Source organism: Acidobacteriota bacterium (assembly GCA_016196035.1).
Taxonomy (GTDB): Bacteria; Acidobacteriota; Blastocatellia; order RBC074; family RBC074; genus JACPYM01.
Genome location: JACPYM010000063.1, coordinates 1 through 25,781, shown reverse-complemented (window position 1 = coordinate 25,781; position 25,781 = coordinate 1). Strand labels below are relative to the sequence as shown.

At 58.7% G+C, this 25,781-nt stretch carries 17 protein-coding genes; 13 read left to right on the top strand and 4 right to left on the bottom strand.

Annotated features, from left to right (window positions below; translation table 11 throughout):
- Positions 1 to 97: 97 nt before the first annotated feature.
- Positions 98 to 6,235 (bottom strand): Ig-like domain-containing protein, encoded by a 6,138-nt coding sequence (locus HY011_19125; protein ID MBI3425054.1) that lies wholly within the window; start codon positions 6,233 to 6,235, stop codon positions 98 to 100.
- 249 nt (positions 6,236 to 6,484) lie between these two features.
- Here HY011_19125 and HY011_19120 point away from each other — a divergent pair, with 249 nt between their 5' ends.
- The gene (locus HY011_19120; protein MBI3425053.1) at positions 6,485 to 7,231 is read left to right on the top strand and encodes a competence/damage-inducible protein A; all 747 of its coding nucleotides are present in this window, start codon (positions 6,485 to 6,487) and stop codon (positions 7,229 to 7,231) included.
- A gap of 80 nt (positions 7,232 to 7,311) precedes the next feature.
- Here HY011_19120 and HY011_19115 read toward each other — a convergent pair whose 3' ends face one another.
- Entirely contained in the window at positions 7,312 to 8,058 is a 747-nt protein-coding gene (locus tag HY011_19115) for an enoyl-CoA hydratase/isomerase family protein (protein ID MBI3425052.1), read from the bottom strand.
- 252 nt (positions 8,059 to 8,310) lie between these two features.
- Here HY011_19115 and HY011_19110 point away from each other — a divergent pair, with 252 nt between their 5' ends.
- The 4 genes from HY011_19110 to ypdA all read left to right on the top strand — a co-directional run bounded on the left by HY011_19110 (position 8,311) and on the right by ypdA (position 11,972).
- Positions 8,311 to 9,594: a histidine--tRNA ligase gene (locus HY011_19110; GenBank protein ID MBI3425051.1), complete on the top strand. Its 1,284-nt coding sequence runs from the start codon at positions 8,311 to 8,313 to the stop codon at positions 9,592 to 9,594.
- Between the two features lie 112 nt (positions 9,595 to 9,706).
- Positions 9,707 to 10,075 carry a cupin domain-containing protein gene (locus HY011_19105; GenBank protein ID MBI3425050.1) on the top strand — a complete coding sequence of 123 codons (369 nt, stop codon included), beginning with the start codon at positions 9,707 to 9,709 and terminating at the stop codon, positions 10,073 to 10,075.
- Complete coding sequence (locus tag HY011_19100) at positions 10,072 to 10,977, top strand: hypothetical protein (protein ID MBI3425049.1); 906 nt, start codon at positions 10,072 to 10,074, stop codon at positions 10,975 to 10,977. Before HY011_19105 ends, HY011_19100 begins: the two co-directional genes overlap by 4 nt.
- Complete coding sequence (gene ypdA / locus HY011_19095; GenBank protein ID MBI3425048.1) at positions 10,977 to 11,972, top strand: YpdA family putative bacillithiol disulfide reductase; 996 nt, start codon at positions 10,977 to 10,979, stop codon at positions 11,970 to 11,972. Before HY011_19100 ends, ypdA begins: the two co-directional genes overlap by 1 nt.
- Positions 11,973 to 11,989: 17 nt before the next feature.
- Here ypdA and HY011_19090 read toward each other — a convergent pair whose 3' ends face one another.
- Complete coding sequence (locus HY011_19090) at positions 11,990 to 14,518, bottom strand: lamin tail domain-containing protein (protein ID MBI3425047.1); 2,529 nt, start codon at positions 14,516 to 14,518, stop codon at positions 11,990 to 11,992.
- Positions 14,519 to 14,725: 207 nt separating this feature from the next.
- Between HY011_19090 and HY011_19085 the strand changes: the two genes are divergently transcribed.
- The 6 genes from HY011_19085 (at position 14,726) to larC (ending at position 20,445) form a co-directional block, all read left to right on the top strand.
- Complete coding sequence (locus tag HY011_19085; protein MBI3425046.1) at positions 14,726 to 16,084, top strand: insulinase family protein; 1,359 nt, start codon at positions 14,726 to 14,728, stop codon at positions 16,082 to 16,084.
- Positions 16,085 to 16,095: 11 nt separating this feature from the next.
- The gene (locus tag HY011_19080; GenBank protein MBI3425045.1) at positions 16,096 to 16,491 is read left to right on the top strand and encodes a VOC family protein; all 396 of its coding nucleotides are present in this window, start codon (positions 16,096 to 16,098) and stop codon (positions 16,489 to 16,491) included.
- A gap of 359 nt (positions 16,492 to 16,850) precedes the next feature.
- Entirely contained in the window at positions 16,851 to 18,128 is a 1,278-nt protein-coding gene (locus HY011_19075) for an insulinase family protein (protein MBI3425044.1), read from the top strand.
- A complete protein-coding gene (locus tag HY011_19070; GenBank protein MBI3425043.1) occupies positions 18,125 to 18,382 on the top strand; it encodes a TfoX/Sxy family protein in 258 nt (85 codons plus the stop codon). The genes HY011_19075 and HY011_19070 overlap by 4 nt, the downstream gene beginning before the upstream one ends.
- A 167-nt stretch (positions 18,383 to 18,549) precedes the next feature.
- Entirely contained in the window at positions 18,550 to 19,050 is a 501-nt protein-coding gene (locus HY011_19065) for a L,D-transpeptidase family protein (GenBank protein ID MBI3425042.1), read from the top strand.
- 114 nt (positions 19,051 to 19,164) lie between these two features.
- Complete coding sequence (gene larC, locus HY011_19060) at positions 19,165 to 20,445, top strand: nickel pincer cofactor biosynthesis protein LarC (GenBank protein MBI3425041.1); 1,281 nt, start codon at positions 19,165 to 19,167, stop codon at positions 20,443 to 20,445.
- Between the two features lie 19 nt (positions 20,446 to 20,464).
- On the opposite strand, the gene HY011_19055 is transcribed toward larC, so the two are convergent.
- Positions 20,465 to 21,058 (bottom strand): hypothetical protein, encoded by a 594-nt coding sequence (locus tag HY011_19055; protein MBI3425040.1) that lies wholly within the window; start codon positions 21,056 to 21,058, stop codon positions 20,465 to 20,467.
- A 573-nt stretch (positions 21,059 to 21,631) separates the two neighbouring features.
- Here HY011_19055 and HY011_19050 point away from each other — a divergent pair.
- Together HY011_19050 and HY011_19045 are read left to right on the top strand one after the other, a co-directional pair.
- Positions 21,632 to 24,682, top strand: a complete 3,051-nt coding sequence (locus HY011_19050; GenBank protein MBI3425039.1) for a hypothetical protein — start codon at positions 21,632 to 21,634, stop codon at positions 24,680 to 24,682.
- A gap of 210 nt (positions 24,683 to 24,892) precedes the next feature.
- The gene (locus tag HY011_19045) at positions 24,893 to 25,561 is read left to right on the top strand and encodes a response regulator transcription factor (protein ID MBI3425038.1); all 669 of its coding nucleotides are present in this window, start codon (positions 24,893 to 24,895) and stop codon (positions 25,559 to 25,561) included.
- Positions 25,562 to 25,781 lie beyond the last annotated feature (220 nt).

Sequence of the window (25,781 nt, the reverse complement as noted above, 5' to 3'; positions counted from 1 at the left end):
GAAGTTGGGAAGGAATTCTGAAATATCCTCCTATTCCCTTCGTGCTCTTCGTCGCTTCGTGGTTTCAAATTCGCACGCCGCGATTGACGCTTGAGCGTTATTCGATGACCACGCGCTCGCTCGCCCCGCGCCCAAAGGTTTCGGGGTGGTACATCTCTTCGGCCTTGGTCGGTGGCACGATGAACACGCCCGGCGTTGTTGCGCGCGCGACATACGAATAACTGTGCACGCCTTCCCACAACAACGAAGCGAACGCTTCGACGCGCTCGTCGCGCATGTTCTGGTGTTCGTACCAGGTGCGCTGCCACCACCAATACCGATTTGACGCGCTCTCGTTCGGATCGCGCGGAATCGCGCCCGTGGTTGCGAGCGCCGGATTCAACGCTTCAAGCCCGGCGGGCAGCGGATCAACCAGCGCGACGTGATAACGCCGCGTGGGCGCGACCATCGTCAACCGCACGCGCACTTGCGCGCCAGCTTTGATCCGCCACGTGCCGTCTTCTTGCCGCCGCACATCGTTGGGATCGTCCATCGCTTCGTAGGTGCGTGTGACCGTGAAGCCGTAATCAGCAGCTTTGAGTTGCAGATTGCTCGGCGCGTATTGCATGCCGATGCGGTAATACAAACGTCCTGGGCCTTCCTTGCTCAAGGTCAGGTTTTGCGCGCCGCTTCGCGCCATCAGGTAAGACATCGGGATGTTGAGTTGGCGGCTGTCCGTCGTGCGCCCTTTGAACGCCTGCTCGCCCGCGAAGCCAGCGCCAAGCCAGACGCGCGCGACAAAATCGGGCGTGACCTTTTCATAGGTGTTGAAGTACCGATCCAGCGCCAGCAGCACCCAACCGTTCTCCTGCGTGTTTTCCCAACGCCCGGCCTTGCGATGCGCCAGCAGCCCGCGCGCCAGCTTCGGAATCAGATCGTTGGTGGGATCGTCGCCGATCAGCGCGGAGAGGATAATGCCGTCGGCGCGACGGTCGGAATGCAACAGCAGATACCCGCCGTCGCCACCACTGCCATCTTTATAAGCCGTCGTGAAATGCGCCGTGCCAGCGGTCTCTTCGACGCGATTGGCGAGGTGGCGGCGGATGGCGGCGACTTCGACTTTGGAATTGGCTTCACCGGAAAGCACCGGCAGCAGCCAGCCTAAAGACTCCAATGGCATCTTGTCGGCTCCGCTTGCTTGCGCAATCAACGTCCGTGCCTTTGCCGCATCGCGGTCGCCCAGCCGCGCGCGCGTGAACAGCGCATAAGCGATCAGCGAGCGCCGCGCCTCTGCGCCATACCAACTGGGGATGCGCTGTTCGACCGCGCGCAAGTAGCCTTTTGATTGTTCGAGCATCGCGTCCGGCACGTCGAAGCCCTTCTCTTTGGCGCGGGCCAGCGCGTGGGCGACGTGGATGCTCAGGTACGGCCAGGACTCGTTGCCGCGCGTCCAGAAGCCGAAACCGCCGTCCGGGTTTTGCATCCCGCGCAGGCGTTCGACATCGCGGTTGACCTGCGCGACCAATTGGTCGGCGGGCGGCAGCCCTTTTGCGTCAAAGGCCGCCAGCACATCGCGCAACGCCGCAAGCGCCAGCACGCGCGACGAAATCTGTTCGGCGCATTCATAAGGATAGGTCGTCAGATACAGCACAGCATCGGTCAACGCCTGCAATTGCGTAGACGAGGTTGTTACCTCCAACCCGCCGAACTGTTTGATCGCATCGGAAGGCGCTTTAACCGGTTGCGCCATCACGCCGTTATCAAGCTCGCCGTAGGTCGCAAACGCCTCGGTCGTCGCGGGCGTCCACACCGGCAAACTCACTTCGGCGGCATCGGCCCAGCGGCCAGAACTGACGCCAATCTGGAAGCGCGCCGTGCCCGGCTTCAACGCGGCGGCGGGGAAGCGCACCTCCACGCGATCATTCGCCGGAACGATCACGCGCCGCCCCGCCGTGTCAGTAGCCCGCGGGTTAGCAAGGGCTGACTCCGGCAAATTGCCCGCCACGCCAGTGTTGCCTTCCCTCACGGATGCGCTGCTGACACCCGTCAGCAAAGCATTTGACGCGCGCACAGCGACATCCACGGTCAGCGGCGCATCGGTCTGGTTCTGCACGACGACGGGCAATTCAAAGCGGTCGCCGAAGTTGAGGAAGCGCGGCGCGCTCGGTCGCGCCATCAACGGCAAGCGCGCGGTGATGGCCGCTTCGCCGCTGCCGAATTGCTTTTCGCCCGCGACCGCAACGGCCATCACGCGATAGCGCGTCAGATTGTCGGGCAGCTTCACCGTAACCGTGGCGCGCCCGTTGGCATCGGTGGGCAATTCAGCGGCGAAGAAGGCGAGGGCGTCGAAGTTGGTGCGGACTTGGATTGGTTGAGATTGTGCATTGTTTTTGCCGAACTCGGCAGCCTCGGCCATCGGCGCAGCAGCCATTCTTGCCAGTCTATCTTCTGCTACTACACCAGAAGAAAGTTTTACTGCACTTGCCGATCTACCCATGCCCCCCAATGATTCCAGCCGCTCAAAAGGTGCTTTTACTTTACCAATCAAAGCAGTGGGATCAGCGAGCATCACTTTCTCCCGCAACCGATGCTCGCTCACCTCATCGCCCCGCTGCTGATAAAACGTCGCCAGCGGATCGCCCAGCTTATAGCCCGTCAAGGCCAGCACCGCTTCATCCACCACGACCAGTGCCACTTCGCCGCCGCGCACAGGCTGACCCGCCGCGTCGCGTACTTCGACATTCACCGCCGTCGTGCCGCCCGGTTCCAACGCTTTGTCGCGTGGCAATGCCGTAACCGTCAGCTTGCGCGTCACCGGCGGCACCGCCAGATTCAACTGGCCCGATGCAAAGGCCGGACGTTTCGGCACGCCCGCTTTCGGCTGGCCCGCGTCGTCGGTTCGTTCCGCCGCGCCGACCAGATCAACCTGCACGTGGATGTTCGGCGTGTATTCGTCTTTGATTGGGATGCGCAGCGTGTGCGATGTGCCGCTGAGCGTGAAGCGTTCGCTGCTGACCAAGCCCGAACGGCGCAAGGTCAACACGGCTTCGGCGTTGGCGAAGGGCGCTTGCACCAACACCTCGGCCACGTCGCCCGGTTTGTACTCTTTCTGATTCGGGATCAGTTCGACCTTCTCTTGCGCCAGTTCGCGTGACGGCGGACGTTTGCCGCCCGCGACCCAGAGCGTCAATTCGCTCTGATTGGGCCGCTCGCGGTCGTCTAGTGTAGTGGCCGTCACGCGGTACGTCCCGCCCTCTTTCGGCGCGAAGCGGCATTGCACAGGTTCGTTACTTGACCGCACGACGCATTCCTGCGCGTCCTGTTCGGTCTGTTTCCACGCGCCTTTCTCAAACGTCCAGGCCAATTGCACGGCGCGCATTCTGATCTCGCGCTGGCTGACGGCCTTGCCATCCAGATCGGTCACGATGGCTTCGACTACTAACGGCTCGCCCGGTTGCACAAAGGTGCGGCGGCTGCGCAATCCGACATAAAGTTCCGCCGGATGCACGAGCAGCGTGGTCGAACCAGACAGCGCCTGCCGATTCACATCCTGCACGCTCGCCGAAGCCGTCACGCTCATCGGACGTGGCGGTGCGGCGCTGTCGAAATCAATTCGCAAATGATGCTTGCCCGCCGCATCGGTGCGGCCCTGAAATTGTTGGCTGTTTGTCCGCCCGCTTTCGCTGCGATATTCCCACCACGGCACCCACGTGCCGAAGCTGAAATCGCCGCGATTGGGCGGTGTGTAATTCGTCGGCGTCGCGTTGACGTTCCAATTGACCTCGGCATTGGGCAGCCCGCCGCCCGCGTAATAGCTGGCCGCGACGGTCAACTCGGCTTTGCCTTTGATGAAATGCGGCCCGGCGTCGGCGCGCACGGTGACTTCGTATTCGGGGCGGCGGAATTCCTGGACCTGAATCGCGTGGTAGCTTTCGTTGCCCGGCAAGCCGTTGTTGCCAGCCATCAAGCGCAACTGCGCTGACCCCAAATTCATCGTCGGCGGCAGCTTCAATTTGGTATCAAAGCCGCCCAGCGGGTTGACGTTCAGCGTGCCTTTGCTGATCTCATTGCCACGACTGTCATTCAGCGTGAAGTTGACTGACGTAATGCCCGCCGCGCCGACATCGCCCAACGGCCCACCGCCGATGCGCCGTAACCAGCCTTTGACGCGCACCTCTTCGCCTGGTTTATACAAGCCGCGATCATCAAAGACATGCCAGGCCAGCGCATCGCGCAACGGCTGTTTGCGCCAGCCGCCTTCACGATACGCGTAAAAATTTTCCGGCAGGAATGCCGAATCATTGCCGCGCCTTGCAATCAACATTGGCGCAGGTTTGCTGTTTGACAGTGGTAGCCGCGCCAAACCATCTGCGCCGGTCTTGGCAGTCGCGCCGTTTTCAACCAGCGTCAATTCAACCTCGCTGAACGGCTTGCCGTCTTTCAACGAACTCGCCCAGCCCAACACTTCACTCTGATCTATGAAAGCGTCCAATCCGATTTGCGTCGCCGTCGTCCAGACATTCAGGCGCCGCCGCTCCCAGCGATTGCGCGCGGGTTGCACGGCGTCTACACGAATGACGACGTGGCCGACACCACTGGTCAGCGCGGGCGACAGATCGAGTTGCGTTTCGGTCAACTCATCCGGCTTGGCGTTCAGGTCAACGACTTTGGCTGAAACGACGCGCCCGATGGTCGTTGGCGCGGTCACCTGTTCGCCCTGCTCGCGGCGCATGACGTTGGTGTATGTGCCCCAATCCGACGGCGTGACGGCAAAGAGCGTCACTTTGAGTTGCTGATGATTGACGCTGTAAATCGAAAACTTCGGCGCGGCATACGGATCGAGCACGACCATGCCTTCGCCCGAAGCAAAGAAATTCGGCTGCGCGTCCGTCGTCGTGAACGTCACCACCACCGGCTTGCCCAGCGTTTGCCCAAATTGATCGCGCACGCCCGCGTCAATCGTCACGCGATAAGTCGTGCGCCCTTTGGTCGCACCTTGCAGGTTGACGATGTTGCCGTAGTTGCTGATTTGCAGCCCTGGCACTTCCGGCTCTACGCGAAACCATTTCTTGTCGAACGTCTCAACGTCCAGCGGATTGCTGAATTCGAGCGACCAAGGCATGAACGGCTCACAGCGTTCCTGATAACCGCACTGATGGCGCACGAGCGCCAGCGGCCCGAAGGTGCGGAACGTGAACGTGTGCGGCTTTTCGGTCGCGCGCGGCCCTTCGGCAGAGGGCGTGCCTGGGCCAACCTGCACGGTGTAAGCCGTATCGGCCAGCAACGCCTGTTCGCTGTTGGCAGCGGCACGAAACGTCAGCCAACGTTCCGGTTGCGCTGCCTTGACGCGTTGGCGCACAGCTTCGTCCTTTTCGATCTCTTCGGCAGTTGCCAGGCGCAGCGCCGTCGTGCGGCCCGCCGCTGTCAGCTTGATCGTTTGCAACGCCGCTGCCGGATTGATGCGTTGATCGAAGCCGGCAAAGAACAGCGGATTGCGCGTGGTCGGCCCGCCATTCGGATAACTATCGGTGACTTGCGGCGGCGGCGTGCTGAACGTCCAACGCTTGATTGCCGCGAGCGCATTGCCCCAGGCCGATTTCGTCCCGGCGGGAATCTCGACCGCATACACCGTCGCCATCGGAAAGCGGTCTTTGGGCGCAAACAGCAACGTCTTCGTGCCCAGCCAACGCCAGCGGCCTTCCGGTTGCGGCGACAAACGCGCGGGGACTTGCCCGGCGGCCAGATCATCGTTGCTAGTCACGGCGACCATCGGTTGCGAAAAAGTGATGCTCAGATGCGGCGCGAGCGGCACTTCGCCTTCGGGCGCAAAGCGGGTGATTTCGAGCGGCGTGGTCGTGGGCTTTTCAGCTTGCGCGCCCGTGCCAGTGGGCGGGAAGGTTTCGTTGATCGTCTGGCCCGTGCGTGGCGGCGGCAACGAACGTTCGCGCAAGGCGAATTCTTTTTCGTCATCCTTCTCGACTTTGATTGGCGCAAGGCGGCCCACCAGCGCGTTGGTTTCGTTGGCGCTCAGCGGTTGCGCGGTGGGCGTCGGCAATTGTTGCGGACGGTCTGAGGTCTCCGCGCCTTCGCTCAACCGAAATTGCAGGCCGTCTTGTGGTGCTTGGTTCATAGGTGTGGAAAGCAGCCCGCGGCGGATTTGTCCGCTGGTGGCAGGATGAAAAACGAAAAGCGCAAAGAGCAGCAACACGCCTGCCAGTGGAAACCAGAGACCGGATTTGAGATTGAAACGCATCATGATGGAACCTCGTCATTTCTGAGCCGTTTTTCTGAGGACATTTATCAAAGGGGTTGCGCATGGTATCGAACGCCGCAAGGGACGTTTGTTGCCAAAAAATTGTTCCTGGGTACGCACCGCTTCCAGCGTGCAGGCGTGGCAGCAGATGCTTATCTGCCGGTAGGAAGCCGCCTTCCGCCGAGACCGCACGCTGGAAGCGGTGCGTACCCAGGGGTTGCGACTTCTCTTACGCTGGCTATGATACGCCCTATGCAAATTCCAACCGCTGCCATTCTGGTGATCGGCGATGAAATTCTGAGCGGCAAGACTGCTGACCAAAATGCACAATTGCTGATTGGTGAATTGCGCGCTTTGGGCGTCGCGCTCAAACGCATTCTGGTCATTCCAGACGACATGGAAGAAATCGCGGCCAGCGTGCGCGACCTCTCGGCGCGATTTGATTATGTGTTCACCTCGGGTGGCGTCGGGCCTACGCACGATGACGTGACGCTGGTCGGTGTAGCGCAGGCGTTTGATGTGCCCATCGTGCGCCAGCCCGAATTGGAAGCGCGCTTGCGCCAGTATTTTGGCGAGCGGCCCGGCGGTATTGATGAAGCCAAGTTGCGCATGGCCGATGTGCCGCAAGGAGCGGAATTGATCGAAACCGCCGAAATGCGCTGGCCGGTACTGGCGATGCGCAATGTGTATATCCTGCCGGGCGTGCCCGAACTGTTTCGCCAAAAGTTTCTGGCGCTGCGCGAACGCTTCCGTGTCGCGCCGTTTTATGCGCGGGCGTTGTACACGCTAGAAGACGAATTCGACATTGCGGCGCGCTTGAGCACCGCCGCCGCCGCGCATCCCCTGGTCGCCATCGGGTCATATCCGAGTTTCTCGACGCCTGATTACAAGGTCAAACTCACCTTGGAATCGAAAGACGAAGCGGCCTTGCAGGCAGCGGTCGCGGCCTTGCTGGCCTTGCTCGATCCGGCGCAGTTGGTGCGACAGGAAGAAGTTTAGCCGCAGATGAACGCAGAAAGACGCAGATCAATCGTAAGGCTGATCTGCGCTTTTCTGCGTTCCTCGGCGGCAAACCTGTTTCAGCGTTTCTTCAAATTCTCGACATACTCAACCACCTTTTGCTTGTGCTCTTCAGCTTGCAGACGTTCGCTGATCGCTCCAAACATTTTGCCAAAGGCCGTGGGCGTATCGGCGTCCAACAATTCGCGGCTCAGCCGTTTGGTGGCAAAGAGCGTCTGGCACGGGCGCGCGGCCAGTTTGTCGGCCAGCTTTAGCGCCTCGCTCATCAGGCTTTCGGCGGCATAGACGTGATTGACGAAGCCGATGCGATGCGCCTCTTCGGCGCTGATCGCTTCGCCGGTGAAGGCCAGTTCTTTGGCGCGCGTGAGGCCGATGCTGTGATAGAGCGGAAACATGATTTGCGTGATGCCGAGCAAAATTTCGGTCTGGGCGAACTTGGCCGTCGTCACGCACAGCCGCAAGTCGCAAAAGGCCGCCAGATCAAAGCCGCCCGCCATCGCCGGGCCGTTGATCGCCGCAATGATCGGTTGCGGCAGCGTGTACATTCGTTCAAACAGATCGAACAACTGGCGCATGTATTCAACCTTGCCCGCGTCACTCAGATTGAGCAGGTGTTGCAAATCCAGCCCCGCGCAAAAGCTGGAGCCCACGCCGGTCAACACGACAACGTTGATGCTGGCGTCGTTGGCGACTTGGATAAACTCGGTGTTCAGAATGTCGAGCAACTCGGGATGCAGAGAATTACGTTTGTCCGGGCGGTTGAGCGTCAGCACCAAGATGCCAGGCTCGCGTTCAATCAGCAGCATGAAACCTCCTGAGTAACAAAGAAAACGGGCAACAAATCAGACGAGAAAAAGAGAGATTACGGAATAGACGGAAATAACAGAACAAACGGAAGCAGCCCAAGCAAGAGCGGTTCTGCCTGTTCCGTTATTTCCGTCGGTTCCGTAATCTCCTCTTCAGTGCGCCGTATGTAAAAGCGGAGAATTGGGCCGCCCCAAACCGCATGCTACAATCCGCGCTTCATTCTGACCACTAACTACTGACCACTGACCACTATGATTCAAACTGTTCGAGGCACACGAGACTTATTACCCCAAGACATGCCGCTCTGGCAGCGCATCGAAACTGTCGCGCGCGAAGCGTTTCGCCGCTACGGCTTCAAAGAAATTCGCACACCGATTTTTGAGAAGACCGAACTCTTTGCGCGCGGCGTGGGCGAGGCGACCGACATCGTCCACAAAGAGATGTACACCTTTGAAGACCGCGCCCGCGAAGACCGCGCCGGTGAATCGCTGACGCTGCGGCCCGAAAACACGGCCTCGGTCGTGCGCGCCTACATCCAGCACCAGATGTTCGCTAACAAAGCGGCGGGCGAATTGACCAAGCTCTATTACATCGGCCCGATGTTCCGCCGCGAGCGCCCGCAGGCCGGGCGTTACCGCCAGTTCTATCAAATCGGCGTCGAAGTGCTGGGCACGACCGACGACCCGGCCATCGAGGCCGAAGTCATCGAGATGCTTGACTGGTTGTTGAAAGAGTTGGGAATTACGAACACGACGCTGCTGATCAATTCGGTTGGTGATGCGGTGATGCGCGAGGCGTATCTGGAAGTGTTGCGCGTGGCGCTCGCACCGCAACTCGACAAGTTGTGCGGCGATTGCCAACACCGTTACGCGACAAATCCGCTGCGCGTGTTCGATTGCAAAAACGCCAGTTGCCAAGCGGTGATCGCGACGCTGCCAGTGATCACCGATGCGCTGGACGAAGCCTCACGCGCTCACTTCGACCAATTCAAAGCGCATCTGGACGCGCGTGGCATCGCCTACACAGTCAACCCGCGCATGGTGCGCGGCCTGGATTACTACACGCGCACGGCGTTTGAAATTGTGGGACGCGATGGCCTGGGTGCGCAGAATACGATTGTGGGCGGTGGCCGCTACGATGGTTTGTCAGAGACGCTGGACGGGCCGCCGACCAAAGGCTTCGGCTTTGCGTTCGGCTTGGATCGCATGGTGATGTCGTTGCCGGACACTGAAGCAGCACGATTGCGCGCGGCGGATGCGCCGGATGTGTTCATCGTTTATCTCGGCGACGCGGCGCGGCAGCATGCGTTTCAAGTGGCAAGCGCGTTGCGGCGCGCGGGCGTGTCGGTGCTGCTCGAATTTGAAGACCGCAAAATGAAGAAGGCAATGGCGCAGGCGAACAAGGCGGGCGCACGTTACGCGCTGATCATCGGCGACGATGAAGTGGCGCGGGGCGTGTATGGATTGAAGAATCTGGCGACGGGCGAACAAGAAGCGCTGACACTGGACGCCATCACCGCGAAGTTGTTGAACTAGAGAGAAGGTAGTTTTCCCACGAAGTCACACGCAGGAGACACGAAGAGAAACAGAGTGTCTGGCCTTTTCTTCGTGCTGCTTAGTGTGACTTCGTGGGCGAGTATTTTAAGCAATGCTGATCGTCAATCGCGCCGACGCCAAAATCCTGCACACACCGCACGGTTCCCAAATCCGCCCGCTGATTGACCGCACGACCGCGCCGATCACGCAATGCAGCCTGGCTGAAGAAACCTTGCCGCCCGGCCACCGCGTCACGCCGCATCATCACGAAGCGCTGGAAGAGATTTACTACATCCTGACGGGCACAGGCGAAATGACGGTGGGCGACGAGGTGCGCGCGGTGGGCGCGGGCGATGCGATTTACATTCCGGCGGGGCAGCGGCATACGCTGGTGAATACCGGCGCGGAGCCGCTGCGGATTGTGTTGGTGTGCGGGCCGGCGTTTTATTTTGCGGATCACCACGGAGAGGAGGTTGTGTGAAGACGTTGTTTGCAATTGTCGGTCTTTGGTTATGGTTGGCGCTGGCAGTGGGCGCACAAACCGCTGCGCCGGAAGCCGTGGATATTGACGCCCTGCTCAAAGATACGCTGGCACATGGCAAAGGCGACAAGCTGCTTTCGGAATACACCTATATCTTGCGCTGGCATGAGCGGCGGACGGACAAGCAAGGCGCGGTGAAAGAAGTGTTTGAGCTGTATGAGTCGTACATTCCGACGCTCAAACGGCAGGGGAATACCAGCGCCGTGATGCTCAAGTTGACCGAGCACGGCGTGCCGCTGCCGCCGGAAAAGGTCGAAAAAGAACGGCAGAAAGCGGCAGAGCGTCTGTTGAAAGCGGAGACGGAATCACAAAAGTACAACAGCCGCGCGCAGGAAGAAGAGTCGCGCAGCAAGGGCGCGTACTTCACGATTCGCGTGGGCCGGTCGTTTGGCGCGGATGTGCAACTGAATGTGCGCGCTTTGTTGGAAGGGTGCGAGTTTGGGAACGCGCGGCGGACATTGTTGGACGGGCGCGAAACCATCAGTCTCGAGTTCCGTTCAATGACGGGCGTACAGTTTTCGGGCGAATTGCGTTACCTCGCACAGTTGAGCGGGACGGTTTGGATTGACGCGGCAGAGCGTGTGCTGATGCGTGTGGAAGGCTGGCCGCGCGATCTGGCAGTGCGCAGTGGCAAACCGGCGTTGTTGTACGAGCAAATGCCGTTACCGGATGGCTATTGGTTGCCGCGCCAGGCGCAACTCAATGGCGACACGTACCGCGCGTTTTTTGAGCGGGCGGGCAACAGGCTGGGCGTGGATTACAGCTTCGAGTTCGCTGACTTCAAACGCTTTGGCACCGAAACGCAGGACGTGAAATTGAAAGCGCCGGAGCGCAAACCCTGATGGAAATCTTTGATGTGATCATCATTGGCGGCGGGCCGACCGGCTTGGCTTGTGCGATTGAAGCGCAGCGCGCCGGATTGAGTTACCTGGTGTTGGAAAAAGGCTGCGTCGTCAATTCGCTTTATCATTACCCGACGCAGATGGTCTTTTTCACGACGCCGGAGTTGCTGGAAATCGGCGATCTGCCGTTTGTCTGCGAACGCGAAAAGCCCAATCGCATCGAGGCGCTCAAGTATTATCGCCGCGTGGCCGACACGTATCGTTTGCGCGTGCATCAGTACGAAAAGGTCGTCAGCGTGACGGGCCGCGATGGCGATTTCACCGTGCAAACCGAAGTGGCGGCCACGGGCGAGCCGCGTCAGTACCAGGCGCGCAAATTGATCATCGCGATTGGGTATTACGATCAGCCCAACCGCATGGGCATTCCCGGCGAAGACCTGCCCAAGGTTTCGCATTATTACAAAGACGCCCATCCGTACTACGCGCGCGATGTGGCCGTGATTGGCGCGGGCAATTCGGCGGCGCTGGCGGCGCTCGATCTGGTGCGGCATGGCGCGCGCGTGACGCTTATCCATCGTGGCGCGCAGGTCAAACGCACGATTAAATACTGGATTCTGCCCGACATCGAAAATCGCATCGCCAGCGGGGAAGTGACGGCTTACTTTGAGCACCTCGTGACGGCGATTACGCCCGCGGCCATTCAGATTCGCAGCCTGGCGACGAATGAAGAACGCACGTTGTCGAACGAGTTCGTCTTTGCCTTGACGGGCTATCACACCGACAACGAATTCCTGCAAAGCCTGGGCATTGCGATTGATCCCGCAACGCTAAAGCCCGCCTTCGACCCTGACACGCTGGAATCGAATGCGCGCGGCGTTTATCTGGCGGGCGTGGTGATTGCAGGCAAAGAGACAGGCAAGATTTTTATCGAGAATGGCCGCTTTCATGGCGGGCAAGTGGCGCGGGCGATTCGAGCGGCGTTAGCGGAAAAATAATCTTTGGCACACCTGGTTCAGCAGTGTGGCTTGATGGCCGGCATAATGAAATACGCCGCATTCGTGAACGTCAGCTTGTGCAGGTTCTGGCCGCCGCTCACCGGACGCGGCAGCGATTTGGCGTTCGGATTGAAATTGATGGCCGCGCCCAGGATGCCGTAATCCTCGCCCGCCCAGATTTTCAGCCAACCGGTTTGTCCGCTGGGGATGATTTGCCCATAGCGCGGCGTGGTGCGCGGGAAACTATTCGACAGCACCTGGCGCAATTGGCAGCCGCCTTGTGCGGTGTAACTGAAGCGTTTCTCGGCATCGTCATACAGCCAGCCCGCCAGCTTGCCCAACGGCTCGACCGTGCCAGACAGATCGCCGCCCAACCGATTCAACACGAGCAAGGTTGAATTCCCATCTTCGACACTCGCCAGGTTGCTGATCGCCAGCGTGCGTGGCGCGCGGTTGTAATGCACGCCGTCAAACGCCAGTTTGGGTTGCAGCACAAACTGGTCGCATGGCACGGGCGGATTGGCCAGGGCCGCAAAACTTTCCGCACCCAATGAGGCTTGATGTCCAGACGCCAATTTCACCTCGGCGTCGCCGATCAAATAATTGAAATTGATCGGACAGCCAAACTGTGCGTTGACCGCTACGGCCACCAGATAGCCCGTCACACCTGGGTCAATATCGGAGGCCAGAAAGCTGGTTGTTTGGAAAGGCGTCAGGCAGGTGTAAACATCGCTGACCGCACAGGTGTCGCTGTTGACGAAAAACAGATGCACATAGGCGAGCGCTGTGTCATTCGTATTGGTCAAACTGAGGCGCGTGTTCTGGCGCGCCGGGTCAGAGGCGTTTGAGGTGTAAAGATTGAAGATCAGCACCGACCCGGCCTTTTGCGCGCTTTGTTCCGTCGCGGGCGGCAACGGCGGCCCCAGATCGGTTTTAGAACTACAGCTATATTCGCCGCATTGCGTCACGCTGGTGGTAGCATCGTTGCTGCCGTCATTGTCGGTGTCGAATTTGACGTTGCCCGTCACGCAAAACGGGATGAGCGGTGCCTCGCCGCTGGCGAGCACTTGCAAACTGAGCGTGATCGTCACGGTTTCGTTGACCCTGATTGAGCCGTCCCAGCGCGCCGACTGCCCGCCGCTGTTAGTGCGGCACTGCCCTTTGCTGGCGAAACATGAACTGACGGTAAGGCCCGGCGGCAAGAGCGCGTTGAATTCGGAATCGGGGTTGTCAGGTTGGGTTGAAAAGCCGCGATTGGTCAGCCGCACTTCCGCGCTAAATGAAGACGAGCAGGGTTGCGGGCCGAACAGTTCCATCACCACATCCTGGCTGGAAAAGCGCGCGCCCGCCAGCACCTCAATGGGCGTGTTGCGGCGGTTATTCGTCGCGTCCGGGTCAAAGGTGTCGCTGGTACAGCGCGCCACATTGCTGAGACTGCCCGCCTGGTCAGGCGCTGTGGCGATGACAGTGAAACTGGCGCTCGCCCCGCGCGGCAACGCCGGAATCATGGGCCAAGTCACAGTGGAACCGGTGATGAGCGCGCCGTTGCTGGCTTGCAGGTTGCCGAACCCCGCTGGCAGCGTGTCTGTCACCGTCACATTGGCGGCAGTCGCCGCGCCATTGTTGCGCACTGTCACAATGAAACTGAGCAGACCACGCGCGGGCACACTGGCCGGGGTGGTTTGCGTTTGGGTAAAACCCCTCGCGCGGGCCAGCAGGTTGGCAAAACGCGCCGCCGCCGCGCCGCTGGTTTGCGTCACGCCGCTGGTGATGGTGTTGATGACCAAATCAGCCTGCGGATTGGTCACGCCGTTGCAAGGATTGAATGGCGACGCCGTGCTGCGCGGCAACGGTGCGCCGGTGAGGAAGTCCGCGCCGTTTTGATCGGTGTCGGCACAGCCCGCATTGCGCCGCAACACGGCTGTGACAGCGCTTGGTGCGGGGGCCGCCGCGCCCTCGGCACAGGCCGTGCTGCCGTAGCCGACAAAATCCACGATCTTGCCATTGGCTTCCGGGTCGGTCGGGCAGACCACCAGCCCCGACAACGGCGCGGTGTCGCGTACCACCGCCACGCGGCCTGCCGTGGCGTTCACCGCTACGGTGCCGATAGTGTCAGCTTCAGGCAGTTCCTGTCCGGCTGTGCCCGCTGTCGCCAGCTTGATCAAATAGTATTGGCCGGGCGCCAACGCACCGGTTAACTCGGTCGCTTGCCAGCCGATGCTGCGCGCGGCGGCGTATTGCACCGACCAGCCGGCCAAATTGACCGTCGTCGTGCCGCGATTGAAGAGTTCGATGAAATCGTTTTTGTAAGGTGCATTGCGTTCGCCGCCGCCGCCATAAACCTGGCTGATGACAATATCCGGTGAGGTGTAAACATGCCAGGCGACTAAGTGTGGTTGCGCAGTTTCAGCGATAGCCAAGGTTTGACCGCGCCAGACAACCCAGCCGCACGCCGCCAGCAAGACACCCGCCATACACAGCCATTCCACCTTTTGGCGGCGGTAGGCAGAGGTAGACAAGCGAGTTGTCGTGTGTGTTTGCGTCATTCGGTTTACGAGCCGCTGTCTGCCTCGCTTGTGCAAAGAACGCGCGATGAGCTATGCAGAGGAGCGCCGCAGTCCTGGTCAAGTGGTACGGTTTGTTCGTGGGACGCGGCAGATTATAGGGTGCGCGCGCGCAACTGCAAAACACGTCCTCTATGTTAAGATGGGCTTTAATTGTCGAACTGGCCTTTTGAGCATGCAAACGAAACTATGACAAACGCCTTCACCAAAATTACCGCACTCGACGGCATCACCGAATACCGGCTCGATGCCAATGGCCTGAAAGTCTTACTCTTGCCGCAAACGTCCGCGCCCGTGGTGGCCTTTATGGTCGTGTACCGCGTCGGTTCGCGCAACGAAGCCGTCGGCCATACCGGCGCGACGCATTTGCTCGAACACATGCTGTTCAAAGGCACGCCGAGTTACAACAAACAAAACGGCACGCAAATCGCCGCCGTTTTGCAAAAGCAGGGCGCGGTCTATAACGCCGACACTTGGTACGACCGCACGCGCTATTACGAAATGCTGCCTAGCGATCAGTTGGAATTGGCCATTCATCTGGAAGCCGACCGCATGCGCAACTCGTTCATCGCTGATGAAGACCGCCAATCCGAAATGACCGTCGTGCGCAACGAAATGGAGCGCGGCGAAAATGAACCCAGCCGCGTGCTGGATCAACGCCTCTGGGCCATCGCCTTCCGCGAACATCCTTATCACCACCCGACCATCGGCTGGCGTTCGGATGTCGAAGGCATTCCGACCGAACGTTTGAAAGAGTTTTATGACGTGTATTACCACCCGAACAACGCTGCTGCGATTCTGGTGGGTGACTTTGACGAGGCGCACGCGCTGAACCTGCTGGCCAAACACTTCGGGCCGATTCTACCATCGCCGCATCCGATTCCGCCGATGTACACGGTCGAACCGCCGCAGGAAGGCGAGCAGCGTTTGATCTTGCGCCGTCCCGGCCAACTGGGCATCGTCGAGGTCGCTTGGCGCATTCCCGAAGCCAGGCACCCAGACGCCGTCGTGCTTGCCGTGCTCGATCACATTTTGTCGGCGGGCGTCACGGCGCGGCTCTATCAGGCATTGGTCGAAACCCAACTGGCGCTGGACGAAAGCGCACATTCGACGCACTTCATTGATCCCGGCCTGTTCACCATCGAAGCCACGCTCAACCCCGGCATCGAACACGCCGAAGTCGAGCGCGTGATTTACGCTGAAGTCGAAAAGCTCAAAACAACCGCCGTCGGCGAGGCCGAATTAAGCAAGGCCAAAAACATCATCAACACGCAGATGGTCTACCAACGCGACAGCGCCATGAGCATCGTGCGCGGCCTGAGCGAAGCCGAAGTCGTCACTGGCTGGCAGGCTTACATCGAGTTTCCCCAACAGGTCGAAGCCGTCACGCCCGCCGACATTCAGCGCGTGGCGAACGCGTATTTCACCGAAGACACCCGCACGGTGGGCTGGTTTATTCCGAAGCTGGATGAAGAGGAATTGGCCGATTTGCCGGCGGAAGCTGAAGCGGAGTTTGAAGAGGAAGAAGAATTGTTGGCGGCGGCTTGATGGAAGTAGAGATGAAACAGGCGCTTGCCCACATTGCACTGGTTGTGCGCGATTACGATGAAGCCATTGCGTTTTACACCCAAAAGCTTCATTTCGTGCTCGTCGAAGACACCTATCAACCCGCCCAAGACAAACGCTGGGTCATCGTCGCGCCGCCCGGTTCAACCGGAACGACCTTGCTGCTGGCACGCGCGTCAACGCCAGAGCAAGCCGCCTTCATCGGCAATCAAGCGGGCGGGCGCGTCTTTCTGTTTTTGCAGACCGATAATTTTTGGCGCGACTATCAAGCGATGGTCGCCGCTGGCATCAAGTTCGTCCGGCCACCCAAAGAAGAGTCGTATGGCATTGTGGCGGTGTTTGAAGACTTGTACGGAAATCCATGGGATTTGATCGAGCGCCACGAATGATGCGGTACAGCGCGCGCGAGGCAATCAACCCCGCGCTTAATGGATTAGGTTCGAGCGTGAGGACGAAGCATTCTTCATTCTCAATTCCTCATTCTCAATTCTCTTGCAGCGGGCCAAGGCGTTGATTTTTGCCTTTTCTGGGAGCGCAGTCCTTCCAGGCTGCGAGCCGTGGCGACATACTCCTTGGTTCTCCAAAGCGTCTTCTGGCAACGCCCGCAGACTGGAACACTGCGCTCCCAGGGAGTGAGTAGTTACGATTTTTTACTGCAAGAGAATTGAGAATGAGGAATTGAGAATGAAAGAAACTGCGGTCGGCCTCTTTTTCATTCTATTTTGTTCGCACAAATTTCAATCAAAGCATGTCCAATCAATCATTCGCTGAACGTACCCAACGCTATCAACTCACGAACGGCCTGACGCTGTTGGTGCTGGAAAATTATACCAGCCCGGCGGTGGCGATGTCCGGTTACCTGATGGCCGGGGAGTATTTCAATCCGCCGGGCAAAGATATGCTCGGCGATATCACTGCCTCGATGCTTAACAAAGGCACGGCGCGCCACAGCAAATTCGAACTGGCTGACCGGCTCGAATCCAGCGGCGCGCGGCTGGGTTTTGACGCGCTGACCTTTGCCGCTTCGTTCGGCGGGCGTGCGCTGACCAAAGACTTTGCCATGCTGATTGCGACACTGGCCGAGATGTTGCGCACGCCGAGTTTTCCGGCGGAGGAACTTGATAAGCTGAAACAGCAGTACGTCGCCAGCATCAAGGAATATCAGGACGACACCGGCGCGCGCGCCTACGAACGGCTGACGCAACTGGTCTTTGAGGAAGGCAGCCCTTTTCACCGCTACCCCTCCGAACGCAGCGTGCGTGAGTTGGAAGGCATCACGATCGCCGACGTGCAGTCGTTTTATGCGCAGCATTACGGCACTGCGACGATGATTCTGGCGGTCGTTGGGGATGTCGTGGCCGATGAGGTGCGCCAACTGATCGAAGACCATTTGGGGGATTGGCAGGGCGCGACGGCTCCGGCGATTGTGGTGCCGACGACACCCGTGCAAAGCGCGCCGCAACGCGACACCGTGTTTATGAAAGGCAAACAGAATTGCAATGTCGTCATCGGCCACGCCTCTGGCTTGCGCCGCGCCAACCCGGATTATTACGCGGCGGTCATCGCCAACCGCGCGCTCGGGCAATCCACGCTGTCCTCGCGGCTGGGCTTGAAGGTTCGTGACGAGATGGGGTTGACCTATGGCATCAATTCCAGCTTTCCCGAATCGGGCTTTGCCGACGGGCCGTTTGTCATCAGCGTGACCGTCGCGCCCGCGAACATCGAAACCGCCATCGAAACCGAGCTCGAAATCGTCCACGATTACCAGCAGAGCGGCATCACGCTGGCGGAATTGAGTGACGAACAATCCTCGATGATCGGCGGATTCAAAGTTGGACTGGCGACGAACGCAGGCATCGCCGGGCAAATCGCCAGCGCCGAGGTTTTCGGCCTGGGCGTCAAGCATCTGGACGATTACCCCAATCTCATCCGCGCCGTTACCAAAGCGCAGGTGGACGCGGCCATCGGCAAGTACTTCCATCCCGCGCGCGCGACGACGGTGATCGCGGGCGATTACAAGCCGTGAGCGACGCGTTGAAAAACCTGGGGCCGGTCTCGCGCGAATGGCTGCAAGCGGTGGGGATTCATTCGCGCGCCGATTTGGAAGCGGTCGGCGCAATCGAAGCGTATCGGCAGGTGCGCCTGCACGGTTTCAACGCCAGCCTCAATCTGCTTTATGCGCTCGAAGCCGCGCTCCGCGAAGTGCCTTGGACGGCGTTGCCAGCCGAGACGAAACGCCAGTTGCAAGCGGCGGCGCGAGCGCTGAAACGACAGCAATGAAGTTTTGGTTTTTCTGTCTTGTCTTTTTGTTATTGGCGCAACCGAGTATTGCGCGGCGGTGCGGTACGGGGAGCGGTAGCGCCCCGGTGACTTCAGACGAGCGCAACTCGAAGACACCAGGTCGCTACCGCTCCCCGCACCGCAGCACTCGGCGCTCCACCCGTCAAATGAGTCAACCAGATCCATCCACACCAGATCAATTCTTTGTGCTGGTCAAAAAAGCCGAACGCACGCTTTATGTCTACCGCGACGAAAACGGCCAGCGCCAATTGTTCAAAAGCTTCCCCATCGCGCTCGGCCACAATCCGGCGGGCCACAAGCAACGGCAAGGCGACGGCGCGACGCCCGAAGGCGACTATTACCTCACCCACAAAAATCCGAAGAGCAATTATTACTTGTCGCTAGGCCTAAGCTACCCGAACGCCCGCGATGCCGCCGCCGGGTTGAAAGCCGGGCTGCTGACCAAAGCCGAACACGACGCCATCGTCGCGGCCCTGCGCGTACAAGCCAAACCGCCGCAAAACACCAAACTGGGCGGCGACATTTTTATTCACGGCGGCGGCACAGGCCACGATTGGACGCTCGGTTGTGTCGCGCTGGAAAATGCCGCGATCAAAGAATTGTTTGATCTGCTGCCGGTCAAAACGCCGGTGCAGATCGTGCCGTAACGGTACCGCAAACTGCCAGCTTGCGGTGAACCGTGAACAAGACGGCTTGGGCTTCTCCCTGGCGCAGGGCCTTCAAACCGCGGCAAGCTGGCAGCTTGCCCTACAGCAATCGCGATGAAACGAACTCTTTACCTAGACTGTTTTGCAGGCATCAGCGGCGATATGTTGCTTGGGGCCTTGCTGGATTGCGGGCTGGACTTTGAACTGCTGAAACACGAATTGGCGAAGCTCGGCGTGTCCGGTTACGAATTGAGCCTGACGCGCGTAGATCGCAGCGGCATCGCCGCCGCCAAATTCGACGTGCAGTTGCTGGAAACGCATGCTGAAGCCGAGAGCGTCCCGCACACCCACACGCATTCGCATCCGCATGAACATACGCACGCCCACGCGCACGGCGAGGGCGAACATTCGCACCACCGCGCGCTATCGGACATCAAACGCCTGATCGCGGCGTCCGGCTTGAGCGAAACCGTCAAGGCCCGCGCGACGCAAATCTTTCAGCGTTTAGGCGCAGCCGAGTCCAAAATTCATAACATCCCGCTCGAAGCCGTCCACTTTCACGAAGTCGGCGCGCTTGATTCCATCGTGGATATCGTCGGCGTGTGCGTTGGCTTGGAGGCGCTGCAAATCGAGCGCATCATCGCCTCGCCGTTGCACGTCGGTTCCGGCACCTTCAAATGCGCGCACGGCACCTATCCCGTGCCCGGCCCGGCGGCAACCGAATTGCTGCAAGGCGTGCCGATTTATGCCAAAGACATTCAGGGCGAACTCGTCACGCCGACCGGCGCGGCGCTGGTGGCTGAGTTGGCCGCAAGCTTCGGCGCGCTGCCGTTGTTGAAGATCGAACGCACGGGTTACGGCGCAGGCACGCGCGAATATCCGAAATTCCCCAACGTGCTGCGCGCGATCATCGGTGAACTCTTGAGCGATGCACCCCACCTTGATGACACGCCCAACACCATCACCGTCATCGAGGCCAACCTCGACGATCTCAGTCCGCAAGTGCTCGGACACGTCATGGAAAAGGCGCTGGCAGCGGGCGCGCTCGATTTGTTTTACACGCCCGTGCAGATGAAAAAGAACCGGCCCGGCGTGCTGTTGACGCTGCTCTGTCAGCCGGCTGATCGCGCGCGCATGTGCGAATTGCTCTTCCGCGAAACGACGACGCTGGGCCTGCGTTACCGCACGGAGCAGCGCGAGATTTTGCAGCGCGAATTCGTGACCGTGGCGACGCCCTACGGTTCGATCCGCATCAAGCTGGCCAAAAACGCTGCGGGCCGTGTGGTGAATGCCGCGCCTGAATACGAAGATTGTCGGGCGGCGGCGGAAGCGCAGTTGGTTGCCTTGCGCGAGGTGCAAACGGCGGCGTTGCGGGCTTACGCCGAGTCGCTGTGAGTATGCGTGTTCCTTCGCGTTAGGCGCGCGGTTTGAGGAACAGCGCCAGCGCCACGCCCGCCAGCGCCCAGCCCAGCGTATTGTCCAGTAACGAAGTCAGCAGATATTTGGTCGGGAAGCCGTACCAATTCCAATACGAAAAATCTACGGCCAGCGCGGCGAACAGGCCCAGCGCCGCGACGAATCCGATGCGTCCGAGGAAAGAGGGCAACGCGCCGAGCGCCAGCGACAACAACCAGGCCGCGATCACGCCGCCCAGGATGTTGCTGAGCAATTCGTTGAGCAGCAATTTCGGGAAGCTGTACACCACGCCATTGGGCGGCGTCAGCACCAGAATGCCGTGGGGTTGCGCCTTGTAAACCTCTTCGTATTGTTTGGTCAGCGCTTCCTGCTGGTCTTTGGGCGCGTTTTGAATGGCTTCCATCCCGCCGGGGTAGAGGTAAAAGCCGGGCGCCTTGACATTTTGATTGAGCGCGGTGAGCACGGCGCTTTCGTTGGGCAGCGATTTGACGGCGGCTTCGCCCAGACCCAGAACCATGTGCGAGAGCGCACTCCAAATGAAAACAACGACGCCCGCGAGCACGCCGGCGAGTAATAAGCGGCCTATCTTCATGGTGTCCTCCGTGCCAACTGCGAACTGACGCTGGCGGATGCGAAAGTTGAGGGTTGAATTGAATTGGGCAACGAGCGTAGGCGCTCATCGTGGTTGAGCAAATACCGCAAACAGACTGAAAAGGGAATGGGTGGCAGTAAAAATTGCCAGGCCCGGTTGGCTCGAGCGGCTGATGCCAGCGTAAAACCGGCGCGTTATGAGCACAAAATCGCTTTGGTCGTGCGGCAAGACTTTCCTCTGTAATACAGGATTGAGCTAATGTGACTACCGGTCTTTGGCAGGGTCTATTCATGCTCGTGCCATTCAGGCTGCCGGACTGTCCGACAAGCTGCCAGCTTGTCGCGGGCGGCGCAGTCAAGCCAATGGTTCGTTAGCCGGGACTTCGACAAGCTGGCAGCTTGTCGAACACTTGCCTAGTACTCCATCAAGCTGTAAGTGATGGATGCTGAGAGCGCATCCGGGATGTAGGGCGGGATTTAATCCCGCCCTACATCCCTCATTTTCAGCTTGATGGAGTACTAGAATGAATAGACCCTGAGTCTTTGGTCTCCTGACTTACCGACAGGCAGAAAGATGCTTTTTTCTGACGGGCGAAAACTTAGCGGACGAATGACCTGCGTGCTGCTGGCACTGCTGGGCCACTTACACGCAACCGCTTACGCACAGGAATACGGCTTTGATGTGTGGACGACGGCGAACGGGTTGCCGCAAAACACCGTGACCGGCGTAGTGCAAACGCCGGATGGCTATTTGTGGCTGAGCACGTTTGACGGGCTGGCCCGGTTTGACGGCGTGCGGTTTACGATCTTTGACAAGGGCAACACCAAAGGCATCGTCAATAATCGCTTTGCGCGGCTTTTTGCCGATCGGGCAGGCGCGGTTTATGCAGTGACGGAAAATAATGTAGTGACCGTTTATCGGAATGGCGTTTTTCGTTCGTATTCAGATTTTGCAGCGGCGGGTGAGGCCATTGCGACAATTGTGAGTGATGCCAAGGGGAACGCCGTTTTTGAAACGGCCAAAGGATATTACGCGCTGCAAGACGACCGGTTGGTGCGTACATCCGACCAAAAAGAACCGAACGTCAAACAAGTCTATGGGCAGATTTATTGGGGAAAATCCGGCGCCAAATGGGTGATGGGGCCGAACCAGACTACGCGGCAGCAAGACGGACAGGTCACAACCTATCCGCTGAATTTAACGGTGGAAGAACTAGGAGCCATCAATCGCCTTGCACCTTATGAAGATCGGCATGGTGCATTATGGGTGAGAAAAAGATCCCCCGCTTTCGAACTCTGGCGCTTGCAAGCTGGCAAGCTTACCGTCTTTGCGAAAAAGGAAATCCCGGCCTTAAACGAACTCTTTCCGAATCAGATAATGGAAGACGCTGAAGGGGGCCTCTGGTTCCTTCTTTCAGGTCTTGCTGTGCCCAAGCCGAGCCAGTTGGTGCGCTTCAAAGATAATCAATTTACGTCGTATCAATTGAACGAGGCGGTCGGCGCGACCGCCAGCCTTGTTGACCGCGAAGGCAATTTTTGGTTGGCGACTTCAACGGGCTTGCGGCGGTTGCGGCGGAAACTGATCACGACGCTCTCCGTCAAAGACGGGCTGAACAGCAACGAGGTCTATCCGCTCCTGCAAACGCAAAACGGAGATGTTTTTATCGGCACGACACAAGGTGTGAACCGTTACGCGGGAGGTAAGGTCACAGATTTAGGCTTGAACTACCAGCCGGGACTTCCGCTTTATATGAGAGGTTTGTGGGAAGATGACCGGGCGCGGGTTTGGCTCGGCTTTCAAGGCTACGGTGGATTCGGGCGCTTTGCAGCACCTTTGTCCGTAAAACGAATCGGTAAAAACGATCTTCCAAACGGAGCTACCGACTTTACCGCTGACCGCGCGGGAAATATCTGGATCGCTACCGGCGAAGGATTATTCAAATACAAGGACGACCAGGAAATCGCGCATTACACCACCAACGACGGCTTGCCGAGTGAGAACGTGATCACCATCCACCTAGACCGCCACGGAAATTTGTGGGCAGGCACGTTTGAGGGGTTGGCGCAATTCAAAGACGGCAGGTTTATCAGTTGCAACGCCGAGACTGGCAGTCCGAAAGGATTCGTCCGTGCGATTTATGAAGACGCTGACGGCGTGTTGTGGTTTGGCACTTATGGCGACGGCTTGGTTCGTTATAAACACGCCAGGTTTTTCAACTATCGCGTTGAACACGGGCTGTTCAATAACGGCGTCTTTGCCATCCTCGAAGACAAACGCGGCAACTTCTGGATGTCGAGCAATCGCGGCCTCCAGCGCGTCAGCAAGCAGGAACTCAACGATTTTGCCGACGGCAGGATTCCCAAACTCAACAGCGTTTCTTACGACGAAAAAGACGGCATGCTCAACGCCGAATGCAACGGCGGCAGGCTGCCTGCGGCCATCAAAGCCCAAGACGGCAAGTTTTGGTTTCCGACGATGGGCGGCGTTGCCATCATTGACCCCGAAGCCGAAGCCGTGAACCCCTTGCCGCCGCCTGTAGTCATTGAAACTGTCTCGATTGATCGCCAACCGATTGATCCGCAAACCTTGCGTTCATCCCTCACCCCTCATCCCTCATCCCTTGAATTGAGTCCCCAGCAATCGCAGCTTGAAATCAATTACACGGCGCTGAGCCTGCTCAAATCGGCGCAGATCAAATTCAAATACAGACTCGAAGGGCTGGAAAATAATTGGACGGAAGCCGGCACACAGCGCAGCGCGAATTATTCTTATTTGCCCGCCGGCAGCTACACCTTTCGCGTCATTGCAGCCAATGCCAACGGCATTTGGAATAACGAGGGCGCAAGCCTCAGAGTCGTGGTGCGTCCCTACTTTTATCAAACGTGGTGGTTTCGCTTGCTGGCAGTGGCGGCGCTCACCGGAACGCTTTGGCTGATTGCTCACTATCGTCTGGTGCAGATGCGAAAAATTGCCGAAGCCAAAACCGCCTTTTCGCGCCAACTCATCACTTCGCAGGAAGCCGAACGCAAGCGCATCGCTGCCGAATTGCACGACGGCTTGGGCCAGAGTCTGTTGGTCATCAAAAACCGCACGAGCATCGGCAAGCGCGTCGCGCACGACGGCGCGAAAGTGGCCGCCCAACTCGATGAAATTTCCCACGCCACCGGACAAGCGCTGGAAGAAGTGCGCGGCATCGCCTATAACCTGCGTCCATATCATCTGGAACGGCTGGGGCTGCGCGAATCAATCAATGCGATGATCGAAAACATCCGTGAAGCGACCGGCTTGCAAATCAATGCCCGCGTCGCCTTGTTTGACGAAGTGTTTTCTAAAGACGACGAAGTGCTGTTTTATCGTGTGATCCAGGAATGCTTGAACAACGTCATCAAACACGCACAGGCGACCGCCGTCGAAATCAGCATCGTGCAAAACGAAACCCAAGTAACGGCGCGCATCCAAGACAATGGACGCGGGTTTGCCCCTGTCGTTGAAAGCCAAGCGAGCGGTTTCGGTTTGATCGGCTTGGCTGAGCGCGTGCGGATGCTTGGCGGCACGCAAGCTATTGAATCCGAAGCAGGCAAAGGCACGACGGTGACGATAATTATTCGGAAGAACGAAGGATGAAAACTCTCTTCCGTTTATGTCGCGTAGCGACAGTTGAATTTAGACGTGGGTTGCAACCCACGGTAAGCGTAAGCGTTCCGCGTCGCGTTAGCGACGCCTGAATTCAAGCGTCGTAACGCGCGCGGGTTCAATGCCAACCTTTCCCGGCGTTGAAACGCCGGGCTAAACTCAAGTCGCCGCTACGCGGCTGCAAAACTCATCCAAACTGTAATGAAGCCTGACACTATCAAAATCTTCATCGCCGACGACCATCCGATTTTTCGCGGCGGCTTGCGCCAACTCATCGAAACTGCGCCACAAATGGTCGTCATCGGCGAGGCCAAAGATGGCGCAGAAGCGATTGAACGCTTGTTGGCAGCGCCCGCCGACGTCGCCTTGCTAGACATTGACATGCCCAAGGCGGACGGCTTTCAGGTGCTTACCGTCCTGCGCGAAAAAGGCCTCACCTTGCAGTTCGTCTTCCTGACGATGCACAAAGACGAGCAGTTTTTGAATGCCGCGCTCGACTTGGGCGTGAAAGGTTTCCTGGTCAAAGACAGCGCCGCTGAAGAGGTCATTGATTGCCTCAACGCGGTCATCAACGGGCAGGCATTCATCAGCCCGCAACTTACCAGTTTCCTGCTCAGGCGCTTGCGCCAGGCGCAAGAAAATCCGCCGCAAACTTGTTTGCTCAATCAACTCACACTCACCGAACGCAAAGTTTTGAAGTTGGTCGCCGAGTACAAGACCAACAAAGAAATCGCCGCCGAACTGTTTATGGGCATTCGCACCGTCGAACAACACCGCCTCAACATCAGCGAGAAACTCAATCTCAAAGGCCGCCATGCGCTGTTGAAATTTGCCGCAGAGAACGCTGCAAGCTTGAAAGAAGAAAGCTAAAAGAGAGATTACGGAACAGACGGAAATAACGAAACAAACGGAAAGGTTGATCAGGCTGTCACTCCGCTTGTTCCGTTATTTCCGTCTGATGTCATAAAGACGGTTTCTCCCGCGTCGAACTACAATGAGTTTGACCAGTCAGAGTCGTTCTTTGAAGGAGAAACCGTGAGTGAATATTACCTCGGAGTTGATTTTCATCCACACCCACAAACCGTCGCGT

Excerpts from the sequence above, each read along its gene's own strand:
- HY011_19125 (MBI3425054.1), bottom strand. The coding sequence starts at position 6,235 with ATGATGCGTTTCAATCTCAAATCCGGTCTCTGGTTTCCACTGGCAGGC.
- HY011_19120 (MBI3425053.1), top strand. The coding sequence starts at position 6,485 with ATGCAAATTCCAACCGCTGCCATTCTGGTGATCGGCGATGAAATTCTG.
- HY011_19115 (MBI3425052.1), bottom strand. The coding sequence starts at position 8,058 with ATGCTGCTGATTGAACGCGAGCCTGGCATCTTGGTGCTGACGCTCAAC.
- HY011_19110 (MBI3425051.1), top strand. The coding sequence starts at position 8,311 with ATGATTCAAACTGTTCGAGGCACACGAGACTTATTACCCCAAGACATG.
- HY011_19105 (MBI3425050.1), top strand. The coding sequence starts at position 9,707 with ATGCTGATCGTCAATCGCGCCGACGCCAAAATCCTGCACACACCGCAC.
- ypdA (MBI3425048.1), top strand. The coding sequence starts at position 10,977 with ATGGAAATCTTTGATGTGATCATCATTGGCGGCGGGCCGACCGGCTTG.
- HY011_19090 (MBI3425047.1), bottom strand. The coding sequence starts at position 14,518 with ATGACGCAAACACACACGACAACTCGCTTGTCTACCTCTGCCTACCGC.
- HY011_19085 (MBI3425046.1), top strand. The coding sequence starts at position 14,726 with ATGACAAACGCCTTCACCAAAATTACCGCACTCGACGGCATCACCGAA.
- HY011_19080 (MBI3425045.1), top strand. The coding sequence starts at position 16,096 with ATGAAACAGGCGCTTGCCCACATTGCACTGGTTGTGCGCGATTACGAT.
- HY011_19075 (MBI3425044.1), top strand. The coding sequence starts at position 16,851 with ATGTCCAATCAATCATTCGCTGAACGTACCCAACGCTATCAACTCACG.
- HY011_19065 (MBI3425042.1), top strand. The coding sequence starts at position 18,550 with ATGAGTCAACCAGATCCATCCACACCAGATCAATTCTTTGTGCTGGTC.
- larC (MBI3425041.1), top strand. The coding sequence starts at position 19,165 with ATGAAACGAACTCTTTACCTAGACTGTTTTGCAGGCATCAGCGGCGAT.
- HY011_19055 (MBI3425040.1), bottom strand. The coding sequence starts at position 21,058 with ATGAAGATAGGCCGCTTATTACTCGCCGGCGTGCTCGCGGGCGTCGTT.
- HY011_19050 (MBI3425039.1), top strand. The coding sequence starts at position 21,632 with ATGCTTTTTTCTGACGGGCGAAAACTTAGCGGACGAATGACCTGCGTG.
- HY011_19045 (MBI3425038.1), top strand. The coding sequence starts at position 24,893 with ATGAAGCCTGACACTATCAAAATCTTCATCGCCGACGACCATCCGATT.